Raw genomic sequence first — 23,595 nt, forward strand, 5'->3', positions numbered from 1 at the left:
CGTGAGCCAGACCGATATCCCCACCGAGTTGCGGTACACGGCCGAGCACGAATGGGTCCAGCGGACCGGCCCCACCACCGTGCGCGTGGGCGTCACCGACTACGCACAGTCGCAGCTCGGCGACGTCGTCTTCGTTCAGCTGCCCACCGAGGACGATGCGGTGTCGGCCGGTGAGTCGCTCGGCGAGGTGGAGTCCACCAAGAGCGTCTCCGACATCTACGCCCCGCTGTCGGCCAAAGTGGTTGCAGTGAACGGTGAACTGGACGGCGACCCCGAACTGGTGAACAGCGATCCGTACGGCGCCGGCTGGCTCGTGGACCTGTCCGTCGACTCCGAGAGCGATCTCGACGACGCTCTCGAGGCGATGATGGACGCCGAGGGGTACGCGTCGATCACGACCACGTAACAGCCGTGCCCGGCGGGCGGGCAAGCACGCCCGGGCGACGGTGTGTGCAAGGTACGGTCGGTAAGGTCCTCACGTGGTTCGGCGGCACCCCGGTCGGGGAACCGCGGAACCGTCAGACAAGCGTGACAAGAGAATGTGCTGAATCGCCTCGTGGGTGAGGGGCGATCAGATCGAGGAGGAGAAACGTGAGCGATAACGGCAACGACGGCGTCTACGGAGAGTCCCCCGCGGAGACCACCTCGGTCTTCCGAGCGGACTTCCTGAACGAGATCGATTCCGCAGCGGCGCCCCAGGGCTCCTCCGACGCACCGGTCTCCGGAGTCGAGGGTCTGCCCGTCGGTTCCGCCCTGCTCGTCGTCAAGCGGGGCCCCAACGCGGGCTCTCGCTTCCTGCTGGACCAGCCCACGACGTCCGCGGGACGCCACCCGGACAGCGACATCTTCCTCGACGACGTCACCGTGAGCCGTCGCCACGCGGAGTTCCGTCAGGACGACGAGGACTTCCAGGTCGTCGACGTCGGCAGCCTCAACGGCACCTACGTCAACCGTGAGCCCGTCGACTCCGCCGTTCTGGCGAACGGCGACGAGGTGCAGATCGGCAAGTTCCGCCTCGTGTTCCTGACCGGTCCGAAGGGTCAGTCCGCAGGCGGCCAGCTCGGCGAGACGTCTGCCGGCGCAGGTAGCTGATGACGGCAGTCGGGCAGCAGTCCGGTGGCGGCATGTCGATCGGGTCCGTACTCGATCGACTGCGCCCGGACTTCCCCGACGTCACCATTTCGAAGATCCGTTTTCTCGAGGCCGAGGGACTGATCTCCCCGGAACGAACGGCGTCGGGTTACCGGAGATTCTCCGTCGAGGACTGCGAGCGCCTGCGCTACGTCCTCACGGCGCAGCGTGATCACTACCTCCCGCTGAAGGTCATCAAGGAGCAGTTGGACGCGCTGGACAACGGCATCCGTTCCGTGGGTCCCGACGGTGTCGCCGCGGCGCCGAAGGGGCCACGTGTGCTGGCTCTGGCGCCCGGAAGTGTCTCGCCCACCGAGTTTCTCGGGGAGCGGCGCGTCCGGATGAGTCGTGCCGACCTGCTCGAGCGTGCGGGCGTGGAGGAACCGTTCCTGCTCGAACTGCAGAAGAGCGGCCTCGTCTCGGCGGGTCCGGCCGGCTTCTACGACGAGGAAGCCGTGGTGCTCGTGCGCACGGCATGGGCGATGGCGCAATACGGGCTCGAGGTGCGGCATCTGCGCGCGTTCAAGCTCGCCGCGGACCGCGAGGCGAACCTGCTGGCTCAGGTTGCCGGGCCGGTGGCACTGGGTCGTGACGCGGGCGCGCGCGACCGCGCCGAGGAGCTCGTCCGGGAGCTGGCCGCGTTGTCGCTGTCGCTCCACACGTCGTTGGTCAAGTCCGCGGTTCACGGGATACTGGACAAGTAGCCCCGAGGGCGTGCGTCGGCCGCTCGCACGGCCGGTCGTCGGCGCCGCGGGTCAATACACTGGAGAGCACGTCCGCCCCGTCGAGTGCGCGGGCGACGAGTCACAGCAGCTGGGAGGCGGCGCAATGGGCGAGATGCGCGTGATCGGTATCCGGGTGGAGCAGCCACAGAATCAACCTGTTCTGCTGTTGCGCGAGTCGGACGGGGAACGGTACCTGCCGATCTGGATCGGTCAGACGGAAGCCACGGCGATCGCACTGGAGCAGCAGGGCGTGCAACCGCCGCGTCCGCTGACCCACGATCTCATCGGTGACATCGTCACGGCCCTGGGGCGATCGTTGAAGGAGGTTCGCATCGTCGATCTCCAGGAGGGCACCTTCTACGCCGACCTGGTCTTCGACCAGGACGTGCGCGTCTCGGCACGCCCGTCGGACTCGGTCGCCATCGCCCTGCGAGCCGGCGTCCCCATCTTCGCGGAGGAGCCCGTCCTGGCCGAAGCGGGTCTGGTGATGCCGGACGAGCGCGAGGACGAGGTGGAGAAGTTCAAGGAATTCCTGGACACCATCTCGCCGGACGACTTCAAGGCGACCGACGGTTAGATAACGATCGAGTCTCACCCTTGAGTTGAGGTTGAGGCTTACCGCGTGGCGCGTTGCCTCACGGCTCCGCGGTCCATAGCGTTCGGGTCGATGAAGGACGTGCCGCTCACCGCGGCGAGGGCGTATTCTCGACCTCGCCGAGCGTCACGGATGTCATCGTCGTTCTCACCGCGCATGCCGAACAGGTTCGCGGACGAGGACTCCAGGCGGACCATCCGAGAGGGAGAGAAACACGTGGCAGATCAGCCGCAGGAGCCGGAGCAGATGAGCCTGCTGGCATCGAACGACGTGGACGAGGTGCAACCCGGTCTCTTCCCCGACGATTCGGTTCCGGACGAGTTGGTCGGCTACCGCGTTCCCAGTGCGTGCCAGATCGCCGGCATCACCTATCGGCAGCTCGACTACTGGGCCCGCACCGGCCTCGTGGTGCCGTCCATCCGCGGCGCGGCAGGATCCGGTAGCCAGCGGCTGTACTCCTTCAAGGACATCCTGGTCCTCAAGATCGTCAAGCGGCTCCTGGACACCGGCATCTCGCTCCAGAACATCCGTGTCGCCGTCGACCACCTCCGTCGTCGTGGCGTGGCAGATCTGGCCCGCATCACGCTGTTCTCGGACGGCACCACCGTCTACGAGTGCACGTCCGCCGAGGAGGTCGTCGACCTGTTGCAGGGCGGACAGGGCGTCTTCGGGATCGCGGTCAGCGGCGCCATGCGCGAACTGACCGGCGCCATCGCCGACTTCCCCGCCGAGCGTGCCGACGGCGGCGAGAGCCAGCCGACGCCCGAGGACGAGCTCGCCTCCCGCCGCAAGAATCGCGCGAGCCGCAAGACCGGCTGACCCGCCGGCGCGCACTCCCATATACTGAGGAAGCGTCGACGCCGCACGGGAGAGCTTCGCCGGGACACGGTCCGTCACAGGACCGGGCCCGACGAGCGCCGAAGGAGCAGCACCTCTCCGTCAATCTCTCAGGCACCCGGGACCGTGCGGGCTCCGACGCCTCTGGAAAGTGGTGGAATCGTCCACCCGCCCACGGGGAAAGGCGCCGTACACGGCGGCCGAATCTCTCAGGCGCCCGGTGGTCTCGGGCATCACGACAGAGGGAGAGGGGCGTCCCTCCCTGCGTGTGGGGCGTGCACCTCGCCACCACCACGGGAGATCACGTGACCGCCGAACCCCGCTCGACCTCCGGACTCCGTACCTTCGTCGACCGCCACATCGGGCCCGACGCGGAGCAGACCGCGCGACTTCTCGACGTCATCGGTGTGGCGAGCCTGGACGATCTCGCTGCCGCCGCGGTTCCCGCCGACATCCTCGACGCGGCCGTCGACGGCATCGCGGACGGCCTGGACGCTCTGCCCGCGCCGGTCTCCGAGCACAAGGCACTCGCCGAACTGGCCGCGCTGGCCGCGAGCAACACCGTCGCGACGTCCATGATCGGCCAGGGTTACAGCGCCACGCTCACCCCGCCCGTCCTGGTGCGCAACATCCTCGAGAACCCGGCCTGGTACACCGCGTACACGCCGTACCAGCCCGAGATCAGCCAGGGCCGACTCGAGGCACTGCTCAACTTCCAGACCATGGTGTCCGACCTGACGGGTATGGACATCGCCAACTCCTCGATGCTCGACGAGGGCACCGCCGCGGCGGAGGCCATGACGCTGCTGCGCCGAGCCGGCAAGTCGAAGTCGGCCCGCCTGGTCCTCGACACCGACCTGTTCCCGCAGACCCGCGCCGTCATCGCGACGCGCGCGGAGCCGCTCGGCATCGAGCTCGTCGACGCCGACCTCGCGGCGGGCCTGCCCGAGGGCGAGTTCTTCGGTGTCGTGTCGCAGACGCCGGGAGCATCGGGCCGCATCGTCGACCTCACGTCGGTGATCGCCGAGGCGCACGATCGGGGCGCCCTCGTGGCCGTCGGCGCGGACCTCCTCGCCGCCACTCTCGTCACCTCGCCCGGCGAGCAGGGGGCCGACGCGTGCTTCGGCACGTCGCAGCGGTTCGGCGTCCCGATGGGCTTCGGTGGACCCCACGCGGGATACCTGGCCGTGCGCACCTCCCACGCTCGTCAGTTGCCGGGCCGCCTCGTCGGCGTCTCCGTCGACGCCGACGGATCGCCCGCCTACCGCCTGGCTCTGCAGACACGTGAGCAGCACATCCGCCGCGAGAAGGCGACGTCCAACATCTGCACCGCGCAGGTGCTCCTCGCCGTCGTCGCCGCGATGTACGCGAGCTACCACGGTGCCGACGGGCTCACCGCCATCGCGCGGCGCGTCGCCGGCCACGCGGCCTCGCTGGGTGCCGCCCTGCGCGCCGGTGGCGTCACCGTGGTGCACGAGAACTACTTCGACACCGTCCTCGCCCGCGTACCCGGCCGCGCGGCCGAGGTGGTCGCCGCCGCGAAGACGACCGCCGCGATCAACCTCCGCTTCGTCGACGACGACCACGTCGGCATCTCCTGCGACGAGGCCACGATCGACGCTCATGTGGAGGCCGTGCTGCAGGCCTTCGGTGTCGAGCCGGCCTCCGGCCCCGCGCCGATCGCCGTTCCCGACGCCCTCTCCCGTACGTCGGAGTTCCTGACGCACCCGGCGTTCACGCGGTACCGCACCGAGACCGCCATGCTCCGGTACCTCCGCGCGCTGTCCGACAAGGACATCGCCCTCGACCGCAGCATGATCCCGTTGGGCTCGTGCACCATGAAGCTCAACGCCACCGCCGAGATGGAGCCCATCACGTGGCCGGGCTTCAACGCCCTGCACCCCTTCGCACCCGCAGACGATGCTCCCGGCATGGCGCGCATCATCAGCGACCTCGAGGAGTGGCTCGTCGCGGTCACCGGCTACGACGCGGTGTCCCTGCAGCCGAACGCGGGCAGCCAGGGCGAGTACGCAGGCCTGCTGGCGATCCGCAACTATCACCGCAGCCGCGGGGACGACGCACGCACCATCTGCCTCATCCCGTCCAGCGCCCACGGCACCAACGCGGCGTCCGCCGTGATGGCCGGGATGAAGGTCGTGGTGGTGGCGTGCCGCACCAACGGTGACGTGGACGTCGACGACCTGCGCGCCAAGGTGGCCGAGCACGCCGAGTCGCTGGCCGCCATCATGATCACCTACCCCTCGACCCACGGCGTCTACGAACACGAGATCGGCGACATCTGCGCCGCGGTGCACGACGCGGGTGGCCAGGTGTACGTCGACGGCGCGAACCTCAACGCTCTGGTCGGCGTGGCGCGCCCCGGTCGCTTCGGCGGCGACGTCAGCCACCTGAACCTGCACAAGACGTTCTGCATCCCGCACGGCGGCGGCGGCCCCGGCGTCGGTCCGATCGGCGTCCGCTCCCACCTCGCGCAGTTCCTGCCCGGACACCCGTTCGTGGAGGGTCTCGGTGAGACCGGTGCGATCTCGGCCGCACCGTACGGTTCGGCGTCCATCCTGCCGATCACGTGGGCCTACATCCGCATGATGGGTGCCGCCGGTCTACGGCGCGCGACCCTCACCGCGATCGCGTCGGCGAACTACATCGCCCGCCGACTCGACGAGTACTTCCCGGTGCTCTACACCGGCGATCGCTCGATGGTCGCGCACGAGTGCATCCTCGATCTGCGGCCCATCACCAAGCGCACCGGGGTGACGGTCGACGATGTCGCGAAGCGGTTGGCGGACTACGGTTTCCACGCACCGACGATGAGCTTCCCGGTGTCGGGCACCCTCATGATCGAGCCGACCGAGAGCGAGAATCTCGACGAGATCGACGCCTTCGTCGACGCCATGATCGCCATCCGCGCGGAGATCGAACGAGTGGCGTCGGGGGAGTGGACCGTGGACGACAACCCGCTCCGGGGCGCGCCGCACACGGCGCACTGCCTCGTCACGGACTGGACGCACCCGTACTCGCGCGAGGAGGCCGTCTACCCGGCCGGCACCTCGCGCGCCAAGGTGTGGCCGTCGGTGCGGCGGATCGACGGCGCACACGGCGATCGCAACCTCGTGTGCTCCTGCCCGCCGATCGAGGCCTTCGCCTGACCCACTGACGCGATGTGATCAGCGCGCCGTCCGGAGCTCCAGCAGAGAGATCTCGGGCGGCGCGCCGATGCGTACCGGGGGACCCCAGGCGCCGGCGCCGCGGGTGGTGTACAGCGTGGTGTCGCCGATGGTGTCGAGGCCCTGGACCGAGGGCTGTTGCAGCGGTACGAAATACACGATCGGCCAGATCTGTCCGCCGTGAGTGTGGCCGGAGACCTGCATGTCCACACCGAGATCGGACGCCTGCGTCGCCTGCTTGGGCTGGTGCGCCGAGAGCAGCTGGAAACGGGCCGGGTCGGTGCCCTCGAGGGCTGCCGCCAGATCCGGCTCGTACGGTTCCGGCGCCGTGAGGTCCTCGATGCCTACCAGGTCGATCGTGTCGACGCCGCGGGTGAGCGGGACCGTCTCGTTGCGCAGGACCCGCAGTCCCAGCGAGTCGTACAGGTCGAGCCACGCGCCGCCGTCGCCCGCGTAGAACTCGTGATTGCCGCTGGTGACCACGACACCCAGCGGCGCCGACAGTTCGCTCAGCGGAGCCAGTGCCGGGCCCACGAGGTCCACGGTTCCGTCGACGAGGTCCCCGGCGATGATGACGAGATCCGGCTTCTCGGCCATGAGGGTGTCGACGACCCCCTGCACGAACGCCTCGCCGCGCGCCGGGCCGACGTGCAGGTCGGACACCAGTCCCACCCGCACACCGTCGAACGACGCGGGCAGTGCTGCGAGTTCGACTGTCGTCCGGGTCACCTTCGGGGTGGCGGCCGCGACGACTCCGTACGCGACGGCCACCACGGTGCCGAGGACGAGAACGGCGGTGGCGGGACGCACGAAGGTGCGCCGTGCGGACACCCCGTCGCGGTGGGCGACACGCGCTCCGATCCGCACCACCAGGGCGCCCACGGCGATCAGCAGGGAACCGAGGCAGAGGTACAGGAGTGCGGCGAGCCAGGTCAGACCCGGGTACGCGACGTAGCGGGCCCACGAGGGATCCAGTACCTCACCGCTGCCGATCCCGACCACCGCGGCGGCCCAGAACGCCACGAGAACGGCATCTGCGGCGAGGCGCGCGGCGCCGGTGAGTCCGGTGGCCACCACCAGACGGCGGTGCAGGACGAACGTCACGATCGCCAGGAGCACGGCGAACGTCAGCATGCGAATCACGGGGAAGCCCTTCGGCATTCGGTGGAGATCGTCACCGGTCGGAGGACAATCGGTCGAGCGTGGCGGTGAGTGAGGGGTCGGAGGAGGACACCTCGACGAGGTCGCCTCCGGTCTGGCCCGCGAGGCTGCGCAGCGTCGCGATGTCCGAGTTCTGGGTCAGAGACACCACGTCGATGCGGACCGGACGCGCAGGGTCCGACGCGGCGGCGATCGACTGGAGGAAGGACGCGGCGGAGATCGAGGTGTCGTCGTTCGGGCCGTCGGTGACGAGAAGAACCGAGTTGGTCCCGTCGCCCGACCAGTTCTGCACCGCCGATTCGTAGGCGGCCTGCGCGGAGGCGTAGGTCGAGGTGGCGGTGGCGGGAGACAGACCGGCGAGAGAGCTGTCCAATGCGGCGCGGGACTGGGAGTTCGCCTCCGTGAGCGGAACCTCCACCCGGTACGGCCGTGATCCGTCCAGTGCCCGGCTGTACGTCCACAGGCCGATTCGGCTGGTGTCGGGAACCGCGCCGATCACCTGACGCAGGGCGGACGTCACGTTGGTCAGGCGCGTCGCGGACCCGTCGATCGACTCCATCGATCCCGACACGTCGAGCAGGACGGTGGTGCTCGACGGGCGGGTGGGTGACGCGAGGGTGTCGAGCACCGCCGTGCGCGCCGCCGGCTCGGGCGACGCGGCGGGCTGACCGATCGCCGGGAACGTCAGTCCCGCCACCGACGGAGGTGTCGCCTCGGTGGTTCCGTCGGCGGTGGGAACGCGGAATCCCTGTCGCAGGAACGCCTGCTGCTGATCGGCTCCGCGGGCGAACTCCGCGAACGCGGCCGCAGCCGCGCGTCCGGTCGCATCACCGTCCGAGAGCACCACTGCAGGATGGTCGGCACTCGGCGTCGAACCGGCCGGGCGGAAGGCGGCCAGCTGCTGGCCCTCCGTGATCCGGCCGAACAACTGCTGTTCGGTGACCGGGACGGCGTGGACCGGGGCGGCCGCGGGGTCGTCGCCCTGCACCATCGCATCGAGAGCGGCCGCAGCATCGGCGGGCGGTGTTGGAGTCTCGTCCGTCGCCGCGCGGGAGAGCGCGGAGACCGCCGACACGACGGGCGCGGACGCAGCCTGATCGGCGGTCAGCGACGCGGTGGAGGCGGTGGGATCGACGACCGCCGCAGCCACCGACACCAGAGCCGCGGTGGTGGTCGACCCCGCCGGCAGTGCCGGTCGCAGGGATCCCCAGCCCACGGCGCCGATGGCGTCGAGCGACCCGGGGGTGGCGGCGAGACGAGGTAGGTCGGCCCACCCCACGGCCGCCGCTCCCAGGGTGTCGGCGAGCGTCGGCGCGACGCCGAGGACGACGGGACTGGTGGCGAGAGACCGCGGGGTGCTGTCGACCCGCCGCGCGTCGATCAGCGGCGCCGCATCCGCCGAGGTCGCCGGGATCCACAGCGACGGACGAGGACCGGCCGCCGCGTCGTACGGATCGGCCGCGAGGGCCGCTGCCGCGACGTCCGACGCCGTCTCGGTCACCGTCGTGGTGACGCAGTGATCGCGCACCACCGGCGCCGTGGCGTCCCACGCCGCGGCGACCGTACGCACGGCGTCGGCGATGTCGGGATCAGCCGTGACGGCCAGCACGGCGTCACCCTCCACACAGGCCTTCGCGGCCTGCTCACCCTCGTCGGTGATGCGATCGCGCAGGGCGAACCAGCCCAGGACGGCCGCGACGAGCAGCACGAGAACGACGACGACCACGACGGGTCCGCGGCTCACACCGCGACGACCACCCGACGTGGACGCGGTGCGACGATGCTCTCCCACCCTCGGGACCCGTCCTCTCTCGTGCTGCTCCCGGCCTCCCCGTCAGGATGCCTGGTTCGCTGCCTTGTACTCGCGACGGCGCGCGTGGAGGATCGGCTCCGTGTACCCGTTCGGCTGCCGGGTTCCCTCGAGGATGAGGTCCTTGGCGGCGTTGAAGGCGATGTTGGAATCCGAGTTCTCGGCGAGCGGTCGGTAGGTCGGGTCGTCGGCGTTCTGCCGATCGACCACCGGCGCCATGCGCGTCAGCGAGGCGACGACGTCCTGCTCGGTCACGACGCCGTGACGGACCCAGTTGGCCAGCAGCTGGCTCGAGATGCGCAGCGTCGCACGGTCCTCCATGAGCGCGACGTCCTCGATGTCCGGAACCTTGGAGCAGCCGACGCCGTGGTCGATCCACCGGACGACGTATCCCAGGATCGACTGGCAGTTGTTGTCGAGCTCACGCTGCTTGTCCTCGTCGCTCCAGGAGGTGTCGGCAGCCAGTGGGATCTCGAGGATGTCGTCGACCGTGGCGCGGCGAGCCTTCGCGATCTCCTCCTGGCGGGCGAAGACGTCGACCTGGTGGTAGTGGGTGGCATGCAGCGTGGCCGCGGTGGGCGACGGGACCCACGCGGTGTTCGCACCCGCGCGCGGGTGACCGATCTTCTGTTCGAGCATGTCGTGCATGAGATCGGGCATCGCCCACATTCCCTTGCCGATCTGCGCCTTGCCCTCGAGGCCCGCCGCGAGACCGGTGTCGACGTTCCAGTCCTCGTAGGCGGCGATCCACTTCTGCTTCTTCATCTCGGCCTTGCGCACGACGGCTCCGGCCTCCATGGAGGTGTGGATCTCGTCGCCGGTCCGGTCGAGGAAGCCGGTGTTGATGAACACGACGCGTTCCTTCGCCGCGAGGATGCAGGCCGCGAGGTTGACCGTCGTGCGACGCTCCTCGTCCATGATGCCGACCTTGAGGGTGTTGCGGGGGAGGCCCACGACGTCCTCGACCCGCGCGAACAGCTCGTTCGTGAAGGCGACCTCGTCGGGACCGTGCATCTTGGGCTTCACGATGTAGAGCGAGCCGGTGCGGCTGTTGCTCAGCGCGACGTCGTCTCGCAGGCTGTGCTTGCCCGTCAGGGATGTCATGACGGCATCGAGAATGCCCTCGGGGATCTCGTTGCCGTCCTTGTCGAGGATCGCATCGGTGGTCATCAGGTGCCCGACGTTGCGGACGAACAGAAGCGACCGGCCGTGCAGCACGAGTTCGGAGCCGTCCAGAGCGGTGTAGACGCGATCCGGATTCATGGTGCGGGTGAAAGTCTTCCCGTTCTTCGACACCTCCTCGGCGAGATCGCCGCGCATCAGACCGAGCCAGTTGTGGTAGCCGAGCACCTTGTCGTCGGCGTCCACGGCGGCGACGGAGTCCTCGAAGTCCATGATCGCGGTGACCGCGGACTCGAGCAGCACGTCCTTCACGCCCGCGGCGTCGGTGCTGCCGATGGGACTCTCGGCGTCGATCTGCAGTTCGAAGTGCAAGCCGTTGTGGACGAACAGGATTCCGGTCGGTGCGGACGGCTCACCCGTGTAGCCGAGCAGCGAGTCCGGTGACGCGAGACCGACGGTGTCGCCGGAGGACAGGGTGACCGCCAGGGCGGACCCGTCGACGACGTACGACGTGGCGTCCGCGTGCGAGCCGGACGTCAGCGGCACCGCGTCGTCGAGGAACGTGCGAGCCCACGCGATGACCTTGTCGCCGCGCACCTTGTTGTAGCTGGTGCCCTTCTCCGCGCCGCCGTCCTCGGAGATGGCGTCGGTGCCGTAGAGCGCGTCGTACAGCGAGCCCCACCGGGCGTTGGAGGCGTTGATGGCGAAGCGTGCGTTGAGGACGGGGACGACCAGCTGCGGGCCGGCCGTCGTGGTGATCTCGGTGTCGACGCCCTCGGTCGTGATCGCGAACGCGGCAGGCTCGTCCTGCAGGTACCCGATCTCCTTCAGGAACGCCTTGTACTGCGCGCGGTCGTAGCCGGCTCCGGGGTGCTCGGAGTGCCAGGCGTCGAGCTTGCCCTGGATCTCGTCGCGGGCCTCGAGAAGCGCCCGGTTACGGGGCGCGAGATCCTCGAGGAGGGACTGCACACCCGCCCAGAACGCATCCTGATCCACACCCGTGCCGGGCAGAGCCTGCTTCTCCACGAACTCGTGCAGCACTGCCGCCACCTGCAGATCGCCGACCTGGACGCGTTCCGTCATCACAGCCCCTCACTTGACTCTCGCCTGTCGCGGCGTCGTGCCGCGCTGGATCGCCCCGATGTTACCCAGTGGTAGTGCGGAGCCCACCGGTGGTGGCGCGCGGGACGACCACGAGCAGGAATACCTGCGACCCCCACGGCGTCGTACTCGCCATGACGACTTCGACGACTTCCCGCCCCGCCGACGCGAGCGGCACCTTCCTGCTCGGTGGAGACCTCGAGATCACCCGGCTCGGTTACGGCACCATGCAGCTGCCCGGAGAAGGCGTCTGGGGGCCGCCCCGTGACCGCGACGAGGCGATCCGCGTGCTGCGGCGATCGGTCGAGTTGGGCGTGACCTTCTTCGACACCGCAGACAGCTACGGCCCCGAGGTGGCCGAGGACCTGCTCGCCGAGGCGCTGCGTCCCTACGCCGACGACATCGTGATCGCGACCAAGGCCGGGCTCACCCGGCAGGGCCCCGGGCAGTGGACCCCGGTCGGTCGTCCCGCATACCTCCGCCAGCAAGCCGAGTTGTCGCTGCGCCGTCTCGGTGTGGACCGCATCGACCTGTTCCAGCTGCACCGCATCGACCCGGACGTCGCGCTCGAAGATCAGGTCGGCGAGCTGAAGGCGCTGCAGGACGAGGGCAAGATCCGGCACATCGGCCTCAGCCAGGTGTCCGTCGAGGAGGTGACACAGGCGCAGAGGATCGCTCCGATCGTGTCCGTCCAGAACCTCTTCAACCTCACGGACCGCTCCTCCGAGGAGCTCCTCGACTGGTCGACCGAGCAGAACATCGGCTTCATTCCGTGGTTCCCGCTCGCCACCGGAAAGCTCACCGGCGAGGGCAGCCCGCTGACGGAGCTGGCCCAGCGGCACGGCGTCTCCGCGTCACAGCTCGCCCTCGCGTGGCTGTTGCGTCGATCCCCGGTGATGCTGCCGATTCCCGGAACGTCGTCGGTGTCCCACCTCGAGGACAACGTCGCCGCCGCGAGCATCGAGCTCAGCGACGAGGAGTTCGCCGAACTCTCGGCCGTGGGCGTCTGACCCGAACCGTCAGCGCAGATCGGCGAGCAGGCCGCCGATCGCGACTCGCTGAGCGGCGCCTCGTTCCGCGATCGCCGACTGGGCGCGCACATACTCGGCGCGCCCGGTCGGGGTCTCGACACGCACGGGAGAGTAGCCGTACGCCGTGAGGTCGTACGGGCTCGCCCGCATGTCCAGTTCACGCGCCGTCATCGACAGCGCGAAGCAGTCGAGCAGCAGTTCGGACGGCAGCAGCGGTCCGAGCTTCGCCACCCACTTGTACAGATCCATCGACGCGTGCAGGCAGCCCGGCTGTTCCGTCAGGAGCCGGTGCTCCGGCGTCAGCTCGAGCGCGTTCCGCGGGACCGCGTCCGGGGTGAAGAAACGGAACGCGTCGTAGTGGGTGCAGCGCAACGGCATCGACTCCACCACCGCGTCGGTGCCGTCGTGACCGAGGCGCAGCGGCACGTCGTGACGCAGAGCCTCGTCCCCGCCGCGGTAGACCATCGCCCACTCGTGCAGACCGAAGCAGCCCAGCTGCGCGGGGCGGGTGGCCGTCCGGCCGATCAGGGTGCTCACGAACTCGATCGCGGACGACCGCCGGTCGAGGAACTTGGACGACACCGTGACGCCGGGTCGCCCGCCCACGGCGACGTCCACGTACCCGGAGCGTCCGCGGTAGTCCTCGATGCCCGGCCCGGTCAGTACCGAGCCGTGACCGGGGTGCCACCGGCGCAGATGGCCCGGCTTGAGGCTGTAGTAGGTGAAGAGGAAGTCGAGCACCGGATGCGGCTCGCCGACCGCGCGCCGCTCCAGATAGGCACCGATCATCTCGTCCACCCGCTCGCCGTGAGCGAGCCGCCGAGGATGCCACGCGTCCGGTCCGAGAACGACGAGATCGGTGTCCGACACGACGGACGTCACGGCGCGTCGGGCCCGGGGACGACGTCCTCCACGAGGTGGGTGCCGTCGCGCACCGTGCCGACGAACTCCTCGACGAGGTCCTCGAGAGCGACGATGCCGATGGTGCCCTTGCCCGTCTCCACCACGGCGCCGAGGTGACTGCGTCGGCGGCGGAGACCGGCCAACGCCTCGTCGAGAGGGGTGCGCGCGTCGATGATCGGCAGAAGGCGGACGTCCGAGCGCGGGATGATCGTCCCCGAGTCGGCCAGCGGGTCCGCCATCAGATCGAGGACGTCCTTGATGTGGAGATACCCGATCATGCCGTCGGTCTCGTCGCGGACCGGGTACCGCGAGAAACCGGTCTCGCGGACCGCCTCCTCGATCGCACCCAGCGTGGGTCCCTTGGGTCCGCAGACCACCGTGCGGGCCTTGTCCAGCGGGATGAGGACCTCCCGCACGGTGCGCCCCGACGTCTCGAGAGCCTGCGTCAGCCGGCGGTGCTCCTCCTCGTCGATGAGTCCCTCCGAACGGGACTCGCCGATCATGTCGGAGAGCTGATCCGCCGACACCGACGAGTCCAGCTCGTCCTTCGGCTCGACGCGCAACAACCGCAGTGTGCCGTTGGCGCACAGGTTGTAGAACGAGATCAGCGGCTTCGCGACACGCAACCACCACAGATGCACGGGCACCAGCAACATCGCCGTCGCTTCCGGTCCGGCGATCGCGATGTTCTTCGGCACCATCTCGCCGATGAGGATGTGCAGGATCACCACGATGCCCAGGGCGAGGGCGAACCCGATGGGGTGCAGCAGGGAGTCGGGTACGCCGAGCAGCTCGAACGGGCGCTCGATCAGGTGTGCCACGGCGGGTTCCGCCACGCGCCCGAGCAGGATCGAGCAGATGGTGATGCCGAGCTGCGCGGCCGCGAGCATCATCGACAGGTTCTGACCGGCCTCGATGACCGTCTGAGCCCGTTTCTTGCCCTGCACCACCAGACTCTCGAGGCGGTCGCGGCGTGCCGAGATCAGAGAGAACTCGGCACCGACGAAGAAGGCGTTGAGGAGCAGGAGGACGACCGCGAGGCCGACGGCGAGAAGGTCACCCATCGAGGGCCTCCCGGTCGTGCTCGCGGACGGTCTCGGCGCGCAGCCGGGTGATCTCGTCCTCCGCGGCCGGGCGTACGAGGATCCGGTCGATCCGGCGCCCGTCCATCGCGTCCACGCGCGCGACCCAGCCGCCCTCGTCGGACTCGAGGTCTCCGCTCGGGGGCGGCAGGATGACCTGGTCGCCGGCGTCGGGGATGCGTTCGAACTGTGTCAGCACCAGGCCACCGAGGGTGTCGTACTCGCCCTCGGGTGCCGCGTACCCGGTGAACTCGGTGACCTCGTCGATGCGCAGGAGTCCGGAGCAGAGCCACCCGTCGGCGACGCGTTGGACGTCGACCTCGCGGGTGTCGTGCTCGTCGCGGACGTCGCCGACGATCTCCTCGATGAGGTCCTCCATGGTGACGATGCCCGCGGTGCCGCCGTACTCGTCCACCACGATGGCGACCTGCATGCCGTCGGCGCGCACCCGTTCCATGACGGTGTCGCCGTCCAGGCTCGAGGGGACGTTGGGGACACGCTGCGCGAGGGAGCTGACCGTCGTTCCGGCGCGGCGCTCGGCGGGCACGGTGAACGCGTGCTTGATGTGGACGACGCCCAGGGTGTCGTCGAGGTCGCCGTTGACGACGGGGAACCGGGAGAACCCGGTGCGGGCCGCGGTGTCGATGAGGTCGGCGACCGTGTCGTCCGCGGCGAGCGTCTCGATCTTCACGCGGGGGGTCATCAACTCCTCCGCCGTGCGCTCGCCGAACTGCAGCGAGCGGTCGACGAGGAGAGCGGTGCGCTGGTCGATGGAGCCGTGTTCCGCGGAGGAGCGCACCAGCGACCCGAGTTCCTGGGGCGAGCGCGCCGAACGCAGTTCCTCCGCGGGCTCGACGCCGAGGCGGCGGACCACCCAGTTCGCGGAACCGTTGAGACCGTTGATGGCCCAGCGGAAGACGAGGGAGAACCCTGCCTGCAGGCCGGCCGTCGCCCGCGCCACCTTCATCGGATTGGAGATGGCCATGTTCTTGGGCACCAGCTCGCCGAACACCATCGACGCCGACGTGGCGATGACGAGTGCCAGCACCAGTGACACGGCGCCGGCGAGCGAGTCGGACGCACCGAGCGCCGTGGCGGCGGGGGTGATGAACCGCGCCAGCACCGGTTCGGCGATGTAGCCGGTGATCAGTGTCGTGATGGTGATGCCGAGCTGCGCACCGGAGAGCTGGAACGACAGCGTCCTGTGCGCGTGCTGGACCTGGCGGGAGCGCATGTCACCGTCGCGGGCCGCCGCGTCGACGGTGCTGCGTTCGAGTGCGGTGAGGGAGAACTCCGCGGCGACGAAGATCGCCGTTCCCGCCGTCAGCGCGACGAAGCCCACGAGGGACAGGATCGGAACGAGAACGGTCACGAGGGACACACCTCGCTGCGCCTCGAGGTGGTCGTCGGGGAAGCGCCGGGTGAGCCCGGCGACCTAGAGGAGCCCTCCGGAGAGAGACCGCCGGACGACTCCCCGTCGGGGGAGGGGCGGTCTCGGGACGGTCGGTCCGGGGACGGAGTGCCGGACCCGGGGGTCGGCGTCGTCGTGGGTGCCTCGGGCACCGGTGTCCTTCCTGTCGTGTGGCGTTCGCGTGGAGGCGACGCCTGCGCCGCAGAATCGGCGCGTGTCACAGCGGTACCCGCTCGGGGGCGCCGCTATCGCACACATCGTATCGTCGCCGACCCGGAATCACCGAGTCGGCGGCGTGAGCACGAGTGCGGCCGAGATCACCAGCCGGACGGGAGCGGCCGCCCCTCGGCGAAGCCCGCCGCAGACTGGATGCCGAGCACGGCATCCCGGTGCAGCTCCTCGAGCGAGCGCGCACCGGCGTACGTGCAGGTGCTGCGCACACCCGCGCAGATGTGATCGATGAGGTCCTCGACACCGGGCCGCTCCGGATCGAGGCGCATCCGCGAGCTGGAGATGCCTTCCTCGAACAGGCCCTTGCGCGCCTGGTCGAACGCGCTGTCCGCCGCGGTGCGTGCGGCCACGGCTCGCTTCGACGCCATGCCGAAGCTCTCCTTGTAGGCCACCCCGGCGGCGTCGACGCGGAGATCTCCGGGCGACTCGTGGGTGCCGGCGAACCAGGACCCGATCATGACGTTGGAGGCACCCGCAGCGACGGCGAGCGCGACGTCGCGGGGATGTCGGACCCCGCCGTCGGCCCATACGTGCTTGCCCAGTTCGCGCGCCGCGACGGCGCACTCCTCGACGGCCGAGAACTGCGGGCGGCCCACGCCGGTCATCATGCGGGTGGTGCACATGGCGCCGGGGCCCACACCGACCTTGACGATGTCCGCGCCGGCCTCGATCAGGTCACGGGTACCCGCTGCGGACACGACGTTGCCGGCGACCAGGGGCACGCCCAGATCGAGCGCCGCGACGACGGCCAGCGCATCGAGCATCTTCTGCTGGTGGCCGTGGGCGGTGTCGAGCACCAGGACGTCGGCCCCGGCCTCGACCAGGGCGGCGGCCTTCGCGCCCACGTCACCATTGATGCCGACGGCGGCGGCGATGCGCAGGCGTCCGTCGGCGTCGGTGGCGGGCCGGTAGATGCCGGCGCGCAGCGCACCGGTGCGGGTGAGCACTCCCGCGAGTGCGCCGTCCGGTCCGGTCAGTACGGCGAGGTTCTCGTGCCGGGCCTCGAGCTGCTCGAAGATCTCGCGGGGACTCGTGTCCACGGAGGCCGTCACGAAGTCCTTGTCCATCACCGTCGAGAGGCGCGCGAAGCGATCGACGTCCGTGCACGCCGCCTCGGAGACGATGCCCACGGCCGTGTCACCGTCCACGACCACGACGACGCCGTGGGCACGCTTGGGCATGAGGGCGAGAGCGTCGGAGACCGAGTCCTCCGCCGTCAACACGACCGGGGTGTCCGCCACCAGGTTCCGGCTCTTGACGAAGGAGACCGTCTCGGCGACGGCCGCGGTCGGCAGGTCCTGCGGGATGACGACGATGCCGCCGCGTCGCGCGACCGTCTCCGCCATCCGGCGGCCGGCCACGGCGGTCATGTTGGCGACGACGATGGGAATGGTGGTCCCGGAGCCGTCGACACTCGCCAGGTCGACGTCGAAACGGGACGTGACCGTCGTGTGGTTCGGGACGAGGAACACGTCGTCGTACGTCAGGTCGTAGGGCGGGCGCTGGTCGCGAAGGAAATGCACGGGACGCCAGCGTACGCGACCGACGGATATATCTTGCGGCGGCGACGTCGAGGGTGGGTCAGACAACCGGGACGGCGTCGTCCGCACGCCCCTGCTCCCGCGAGAGAACCACGGTGGTCACGATCATGACGATCACGGCGGAGGCGACGACCACGCCGCGCAGTCCGTCGAGGCGGAGCCGTTCGTCGAGCACCACGATGCCGAGGAACACCGCCGCCAGCGGCTCGCACACGGTCACCGCCGGCAGCGACGCCGCGAGCGGACCGGCCTGGAACGCTCGCTGCTGCAGGTAGAAGCCCGAGACTCCCGCGGCGATCAACGCGTACGTCTGCCACGCGGTGAGGGCGCCGAGCAGATCGGACTCCACCAGGTCGGTGACGTACTTGGTGAACGCGACGGCGACGCCGAACAGCAGCCCACCGCCGACTCCGAGCAGCAGCGCCGCACGACCGGGCTCGCGAGTGAGCACACCGGCGACGGCGCCGACCAGCGCCACCGCCACCACGGCGGCCAACGGCAGTGCCCACACCGACAGCGGCGCGTCGGCGGTGCCCTCGGTGGGGTCGCCGACCGCGACGAACGCCACCAAGGCGACCGTGAGACCCACGGCCGAGATCCAGGTGGCGCGCCGCATCCGCAGACCGGAGTACTTCGCGGCGAGGGGAAGCGCGAACAGGAGCATGCTGACGAGCAACGGCTGCACCACGGACACCGACCCGACGGCCAGGGCCGCCACCTGCACCAGGTATCCGCCCAGGTCGCCGACCACCCCGGCCCACCACCGCGGGCTGCGCACGAGACCCGAGATCAACGAGTCCCCGTCCGCGACCGCCGACGCCGCCGTCTGCTGAGCGACGGCGGCGCAGGCGAAGAGAAATGCCGCGACGAGCGAGAGCCCGACCGCGAGCACGGACGAACTCACGGCGGAGGTCAGGCCTCGATCTCGGACCGGTCCTCGCTCCACAGGGTGTGGAACTTGCCGTCGGCGTCGATGCGCTCGTAGGTGTGCGCTCCGAAGAAGTCGCGCAGACCCTGCGTCAGCGCGGCGGGCAGACGTTCGGCGCGCAGTCCGTCGTAGTACGACAGGGCGGAGGCGAAGCCGGGCACCGCGATTCCGAGGAGTGTCGCGGTGGACACGACGCGACGCCAGCTGTCGACGGCGTTCTCGACGGCGTCACGGAAGTACGGCGCCAGCAACAGCGCGGGTAGTTCCGGGTTCTCGTCGTAGGCGTCCTTGATGCGGTTCAGGAATCGGGCCCGGATGATGCATCCTCCGCGCCAGATGGTGGCGAGATCGCCGGGGTGCAGATTCCAGTCGTACTCGGCCGAACCGGCGGCGATCTGATCGAAGCCCTGCGAGTAGGCGACGACCTTGGAGGCGTACAGCGCGGAACGGATGTCCTCGGTGAAGGTCTCGATGTCCTCGGGCTTCGCCGAGAGCGTTCCCGACGCCAGACCCTTGGACGCCTCGCGCTGGCCGCGCGCGCCCGAGAGTGCTCGGGCGAACACCGCCTCGGCGATACCGGTGACGGGGACTCCGAGATCCAGCGCGGACTTGACGGTCCAGCGACCGGTGCCCTTCTGCTCGGCGGCGTCGACGATGACGTCGACCAGGGGCTTCCCGGTCTTCGCGTCCTTGTGGGCGAGCACCTGCGCGGTGATCTCGACGAGGTAGCTCTCGAGGTCGCCCTCGTTCCACTGGCGGAAGACGTCTGCGACCGCGTCCGGATCCATGCCCAGCGCGTCGCGTAGCAGGTTGTAGGCCTCACCGATGAGCTGCATGTCGGCGTACTCGATGCCGTTGTGCACCATCTTCACGAAGTGCCCGGACCCGTCGGGGCCGATGTGGGTGCAGCACGGGGTGCCGTCCACGTGTGCCGAGATCGACTCGAGCAGGGGCCCGACCGACTCGTACGACTTCGCGGGGCCGCCGGGCATGATCGAGGGGCCGTTGAGTGCACCCTCCTCGCCGCCGGAGATGCCGGCGCCGACGAAGAGAAGGCCGCGGTCCTTCAACGAGGACTCGCGGCGGATGGTGTCCGTGTAGAGGGCGTTGCCGCCGTCGATGATGATGTCGCCCTCGTCCATGACGCCGGCGAGTTCCTCGATGACCGCGTCCGTGGGATCGCCGGCCTTGACCATGATGACGACCTTGCGTGGCTTCTCGAGGCTGGCCACGAAGTCCTCGATGCTCTCGGACGCGACGAAGGTGCCGTCACTGCCGTGCGCGTCGAGCAGAGTCTGTGTCTTGGAGTAACTCCGGTTGTGCACCGCGACCACGTGTCCGTGGCGGGCGAAGTTCCGCGCCAGGTTGGACCCCATGACAGCGAGGCCGGTGACACCGATCTGGGCGAGAGGTGAAGAATCCGAGGAAGTCATTCCCCCAGCTTTCCCTGCCCGGCCCCGACGCGAAAGTCGGGGCCGGACAAGGACGGGAGAGCTGTCAGTCGCGCGCGGTGCCCGCAGCACGGCTGCGGAACCCGCCGGTGCGCGAAGCCGTTGCGCCCGTGCGGTTCTCGTCGCGGCCCTTGTAGCCACCGGTGGACTCGCCGCCGCGGTAGCCGCCGGTGCGGTTCTCGTCGCGGCCCTTGTAGCCACCGCTCGACTCACCGCCGCGGTACCCACCCGTGCGGTTCTCGTCGCGACCCCGGTATCCGCCGGAGTCGCCGCCACGGTAGCCACCGGTGCGCGGGGATCCCGAGGCGCCGAAGCGCGAGGGGCCACTGGGACGCTCGCGACGCGGTGCCTCACGCACCGGCTCGCCGGACGGAGCCTTGGCTCCGGTGATGGAACCGAGCTCCACCGAACCGGGGGAGACGTCCACCGAGGTGACCTTCACCCCGGCCTGGCCGGTCAGCCGGCTGATGATGCGGCGCTGGTTGGGCAGCGCGATGGCGACGACGGTGCCCGCCGCACCGGCACGTGCCGTACGGCCGGCGCGGTGCATGTAGTCCTTGTGATCCGCGGGCGGATCGACGTGCACGACCAGGTCGATGCCGTCGACGTGGATGCCGCGTGCGGCGACGTCGGTGGCGACGAGCACGGGGGTGCGGCCGCTCTTGAAGCGGTCGAGCACGCGGGTGCGCTGGTTCTGAGCCTTGCCGCCGTGCAGCGACTCGGCGTGGATGCCGACTGCGCGCAGGCGATCGGTGATGCCGTCGCAGCCGAGCTTGGTGCGGGCGAACATGATGGTCCGGCCACCCTCGCGAGCGGCGATCTCGGACAGGACGATGTCCTTCTGTCCACGGCCGACATTGAGGATGTAGTGATCCATCGACTCGACGGCGGCCTTGCTGTCACCGGTCGAGTGCTGGACGTGGTCGGCCAGGAACTGGCGGACCAACGACTGGACCTCGCGATCCAGCGTGGCGGAGAACAGCATGCGCTGGCCACCGTTCGCGGTCTGTCCGAGGATGTCGCGCACCTCGGGCAGGAAGCCCATGTCGGCCATCTGGTCGGCCTCGTCGAGTGCGGTGATCTCCACTGCCTCGAGGACGCAGGTGCCCTGACGCAGGTGATCGCCGAGGCGTCCGGGGGTGGCGACGAGAACGTCGACACCGCGGCGGAGCTGATCGGCCTGACGACCGAACGGGGTGCCGCCGACGGCCGGACGCACGCTCAGTCCGAGGACGGTGGCGTAGGACTGCAGCGAGTCGACGACCTGGAAGGCGAGCTCGCGGGTGGGGACCAGCACCAGTGCGCGGGGACGCTTCGCGGCGGGCTTGGTACCGGTCGACGCCAGGCGGGCGAGCATCGGCAGACCGAACGCGAGCGTCTTGCCCGATCCGGTCTGTGCGCGGCCGAGAACGTTACGGCCGGCGAGGGCGTCGGTGATGGCCATCTTCTGGATGGGCGAGGGAACGGTGATGCCGTTCTTGGCGAGCGCCGCGACGATGGCCGCGGGAAGTCCGAGGTCGGAGAACGTGGTCTCGGACGCCTCGGGAGTGCTGGTGGCAGAAACAGAAACGGGGGTGGCGCTGGTCAACGCGGTGGTACCTCTCGGGGTTGCAGGCGCGTCGGTGCACAGCAACGATGAATCACCGCGCAGCGTGACGAGCCAGGGCACACATCACCTGGTCATCGATGCGCAAGCGGAGCTCGGGCGCAATGTGAGGTGTCTTGTCACCGGTACGACTCCGTGGCGTCCACGAGGGGACGGATCGGAGCGACGGCGAAATTTGTGCCATATCGACTAACGGATGGTTCTGATGAACCACGGGTAACACTACGCGACGAGTGGTGTCGATGCCGACTCGTGTGAGCCAGTAGTCACGAACCGTGTCGTGCGAGGCGCGTCAGCTCGGTCAACCACGGCACGGCGACGTAGATGGTCGGCACCACGAGAATGGCCGCCGACGCGAGATAGGCGAGAGTGGCGACACCCGGGGTGGAACCGGGAGTGGCCAACCGGCGCACCCGCACCAGCGTGCTCGGCCCACCCGCGGCCAGCGCTCCCCGCGGCGCCGACGATCCGGAGCAGGCCACGAGAGCGCGGGCGAGGGGACGAGGGCCCGTGACGCGCACCGCGGAATCGTCCGCGAGCAGCTCGACCAGCAGCTGCACCGACCCCAGCGCGGACCGGCTGCGCACGACGTGCGGGAACGCCTGGTTGACGGCCATGAACGCCTCGAGAACGAGATCGTGCCGCGCGCGCAGGTGGGAGCGTTCGTGGGTCAGGATGGCGGCCAGCTCGTCGTCGTCCAGGTTGGACAACGTGCCCTCGCTGACCACGACGCGTTGCCGCAGTCCGGGCAGGCAGTAGGCGATGGGGTCGAGGCTCTCGAGGACCCGCACGTCGGTTCCGTGGGCACTGGTCTCGCCCGCACTGCGATCGAGGATGTCGACCAGCGTGCGGTGTCGCGCACGCCGTCGTCGGGTCTTGATCGCCACCAGGGACGTGGCCCAGACGAGCCGCGCACCGATGACGAGGGTGATCGCGAGCACCGTCACGTAGAGGATCCACAGCGGGAGGCCGAGGGCGTCGATCTCGGCCGTCGGCGCCGTGGTGGGCCGGCCGTCCGGTCCGGGGACGAGCAGCTGGCTCGCGATCGCGAGACCGGAACTGAAGGCCGAGAGCACCGCGGCGAGTGCGATCGCCTGCCACAGCACCAGGGCGGCGCGCGGTGTCCGGTGCGGCCATGTCGCACGGGACAGCATCGCGGGAACCGGTCCCGTCAGGATCAACGCGAGTACCGCGAAGACCAGTGCTGTCGGTGCGTTCATGTCCTCACCGTCGTGTGGGAGGGAGCGTCGAGGGTCGAGAGGTCAGGCGTTGGAGGAACCGTCGGCCTGCGTCTCCAGTGCCGCGAGGGCCTCCCGGAGTGCGGCGGCCTCGTCGGCGCCGACCCGACCCACGAAGTGGACCAGGGCAGCAGCGCGTCCGCCGGAGCGGTCGGCCTGCTGGAGGGCGTCGACCATGAGGCTGGCGACAAGCTCTTCGCGCCCATGTACCGGAGCGTACCGATGCGCGCGGTCGTCCCGCTGCTGGGTGACGAGCTTCTTCTTGGCCAGACGCTGCAGGACCGTCATGACCGTCGTGTATGCGAGCTCACGCTTCGACGCCAGTGCCTCGTGGACCTGACGGACGGTCTGCGGCTCCGAACTCGACCACAAATGTTCCATCACTGCTCGTTCGAGATCGCCCAGGCCTGCCATTCGTCAGATGATACGGCCACTCCGACGCAAATGCGTACTACACGGTGTAGCAGCGGGTCGTCGCACGTCGGCGCGCGTCCACCGGCGCGGAA

At 69.6% G+C, this 23,595-nt stretch carries 19 protein-coding genes and 1 riboswitch; of the genes, 7 read left to right on the plus strand and 12 right to left on the minus strand.

Annotated elements, in window-relative coordinates; translation table 11 throughout:
• Position 1: 1 nt before the first annotated feature.
• The 6 genes from gcvH to gcvP all read left to right on the plus strand — a co-directional run bounded on the left by gcvH (position 2) and on the right by gcvP (position 6,455).
• A complete protein-coding gene (gcvH, locus tag HQ314_RS00215; protein WP_027505442.1) occupies positions 2-406 on the plus strand; it encodes a glycine cleavage system protein GcvH in 405 nt (134 codons plus the stop codon).
• A 185-nt stretch (positions 407-591) separates the two neighbouring features.
• On the plus strand, positions 592-1,092 hold the full coding sequence (gene garA, locus HQ314_RS00220) for a glycogen accumulation regulator GarA (protein ID WP_027505441.1): 501 nt from the start codon (positions 592-594) through the stop codon (positions 1,090-1,092).
• A complete protein-coding gene (locus HQ314_RS00225; protein ID WP_222648872.1) occupies positions 1,092-1,835 on the plus strand; it encodes a MerR family transcriptional regulator in 744 nt (247 codons plus the stop codon). Before garA ends, HQ314_RS00225 begins: the two co-directional genes overlap by 1 nt.
• 124 nt (positions 1,836-1,959) lie before the next feature.
• Complete coding sequence (locus HQ314_RS00230) at positions 1,960-2,433, plus strand: bifunctional nuclease family protein (RefSeq protein ID WP_027505439.1); 474 nt, start codon at positions 1,960-1,962, stop codon at positions 2,431-2,433.
• Positions 2,434-2,697: 264 nt separating this feature from the next.
• Entirely contained in the window at positions 2,698-3,270 is a 573-nt protein-coding gene (locus HQ314_RS00235) for a MerR family transcriptional regulator (protein ID WP_231476295.1), read from the plus strand.
• Positions 3,271-3,306: 36 nt separating this feature from the next.
• Positions 3,307-3,425: riboswitch (glycine riboswitch) on the plus strand.
• Positions 3,426-3,593: 168 nt separating this feature from the next.
• Entirely contained in the window at positions 3,594-6,455 is a 2,862-nt protein-coding gene (gene gcvP / locus HQ314_RS00240; RefSeq protein ID WP_222648875.1) for an aminomethyl-transferring glycine dehydrogenase, read from the plus strand.
• Positions 6,456-6,473: 18 nt separating this feature from the next.
• Here the strand turns inward: gcvP and HQ314_RS00245 are convergent, their stop codons facing one another.
• Genes HQ314_RS00245 through HQ314_RS00255 form a run of 3 tightly spaced genes read right to left on the minus strand, consistent with a single transcriptional unit; the run spans position 6,474 to position 11,649 of the window.
• On the minus strand, positions 6,474-7,616 hold the full coding sequence (locus tag HQ314_RS00245) for a metallophosphoesterase (RefSeq protein WP_222648877.1): 1,143 nt from the start codon (positions 7,614-7,616) through the stop codon (positions 6,474-6,476).
• A gap of 31 nt (positions 7,617-7,647) precedes the next feature.
• On the minus strand, positions 7,648-9,426 hold the full coding sequence (locus HQ314_RS00250) for a VWA domain-containing protein (RefSeq protein WP_222648879.1): 1,779 nt from the start codon (positions 9,424-9,426) through the stop codon (positions 7,648-7,650).
• A gap of 42 nt (positions 9,427-9,468) precedes the next feature.
• Positions 9,469-11,649 (minus strand): malate synthase G, encoded by a 2,181-nt coding sequence (locus HQ314_RS00255; protein ID WP_222648881.1) that lies wholly within the window; start codon positions 11,647-11,649, stop codon positions 9,469-9,471.
• Positions 11,650-11,801: 152 nt separating this feature from the next.
• Between HQ314_RS00255 and HQ314_RS00260 the strand changes: the two genes are divergently transcribed.
• Positions 11,802-12,677 carry an aldo/keto reductase gene (locus tag HQ314_RS00260; protein ID WP_027505433.1) on the plus strand — a complete coding sequence of 292 codons (876 nt, stop codon included), beginning with the start codon at positions 11,802-11,804 and terminating at the stop codon, positions 12,675-12,677.
• A 9-nt stretch (positions 12,678-12,686) separates the two neighbouring features.
• Here the strand turns inward: HQ314_RS00260 and HQ314_RS00265 are convergent, their stop codons facing one another.
• The 9 genes from HQ314_RS00265 to HQ314_RS00305 form a co-directional block, all read right to left on the minus strand.
• Complete coding sequence (locus HQ314_RS00265) at positions 12,687-13,580, minus strand: 3-methyladenine DNA glycosylase (RefSeq protein WP_374197804.1); 894 nt, start codon at positions 13,578-13,580, stop codon at positions 12,687-12,689.
• Positions 13,577-14,665, minus strand: a complete 1,089-nt coding sequence (locus HQ314_RS00270) for a hemolysin family protein (protein ID WP_222645175.1) — start codon at positions 14,663-14,665, stop codon at positions 13,577-13,579. The genes HQ314_RS00265 and HQ314_RS00270 overlap by 4 nt, the downstream gene beginning before the upstream one ends.
• Positions 14,658-16,055: a hemolysin family protein gene (locus HQ314_RS00275; RefSeq protein WP_222648883.1), complete on the minus strand. Its 1,398-nt coding sequence runs from the start codon at positions 16,053-16,055 to the stop codon at positions 14,658-14,660. Before HQ314_RS00275 ends, HQ314_RS00270 begins: the two co-directional genes overlap by 8 nt.
• A 356-nt stretch (positions 16,056-16,411) precedes the next feature.
• Positions 16,412-17,848, minus strand: coding sequence for a GuaB1 family IMP dehydrogenase-related protein (locus HQ314_RS00280; RefSeq protein WP_222648886.1), 1,437 nt, complete (start codon positions 17,846-17,848; stop codon positions 16,412-16,414).
• Positions 17,849-17,906: 58 nt separating this feature from the next.
• Entirely contained in the window at positions 17,907-18,770 is an 864-nt protein-coding gene (locus HQ314_RS00285; RefSeq protein WP_231476281.1) for a DMT family transporter, read from the minus strand.
• An 8-nt stretch (positions 18,771-18,778) separates the two neighbouring features.
• The gene (gndA, locus tag HQ314_RS00290) at positions 18,779-20,227 is read right to left on the minus strand and encodes an NADP-dependent phosphogluconate dehydrogenase (RefSeq protein WP_222648888.1); all 1,449 of its coding nucleotides are present in this window, start codon (positions 20,225-20,227) and stop codon (positions 18,779-18,781) included.
• 64 nt (positions 20,228-20,291) lie between these two features.
• Positions 20,292-21,833: a DEAD/DEAH box helicase gene (locus tag HQ314_RS00295; protein ID WP_051613283.1), complete on the minus strand. Its 1,542-nt coding sequence runs from the start codon at positions 21,831-21,833 to the stop codon at positions 20,292-20,294.
• Positions 21,834-22,117: 284 nt separating this feature from the next.
• Positions 22,118-23,071, minus strand: coding sequence for a M56 family metallopeptidase (locus tag HQ314_RS00300; protein WP_027505428.1), 954 nt, complete (start codon positions 23,069-23,071; stop codon positions 22,118-22,120).
• Between the two features lie 42 nt (positions 23,072-23,113).
• Positions 23,114-23,503, minus strand: coding sequence for a BlaI/MecI/CopY family transcriptional regulator (locus HQ314_RS00305; protein ID WP_222648890.1), 390 nt, complete (start codon positions 23,501-23,503; stop codon positions 23,114-23,116).
• Positions 23,504-23,595: the final 92 nt, after the last annotated feature.

The sequence above is a fragment of the Rhodococcus sp. BP-332 genome (assembly GCF_019836065.1).
Classification (GTDB): domain Bacteria; phylum Actinomycetota; class Actinomycetes; order Mycobacteriales; family Mycobacteriaceae; genus Rhodococcoides.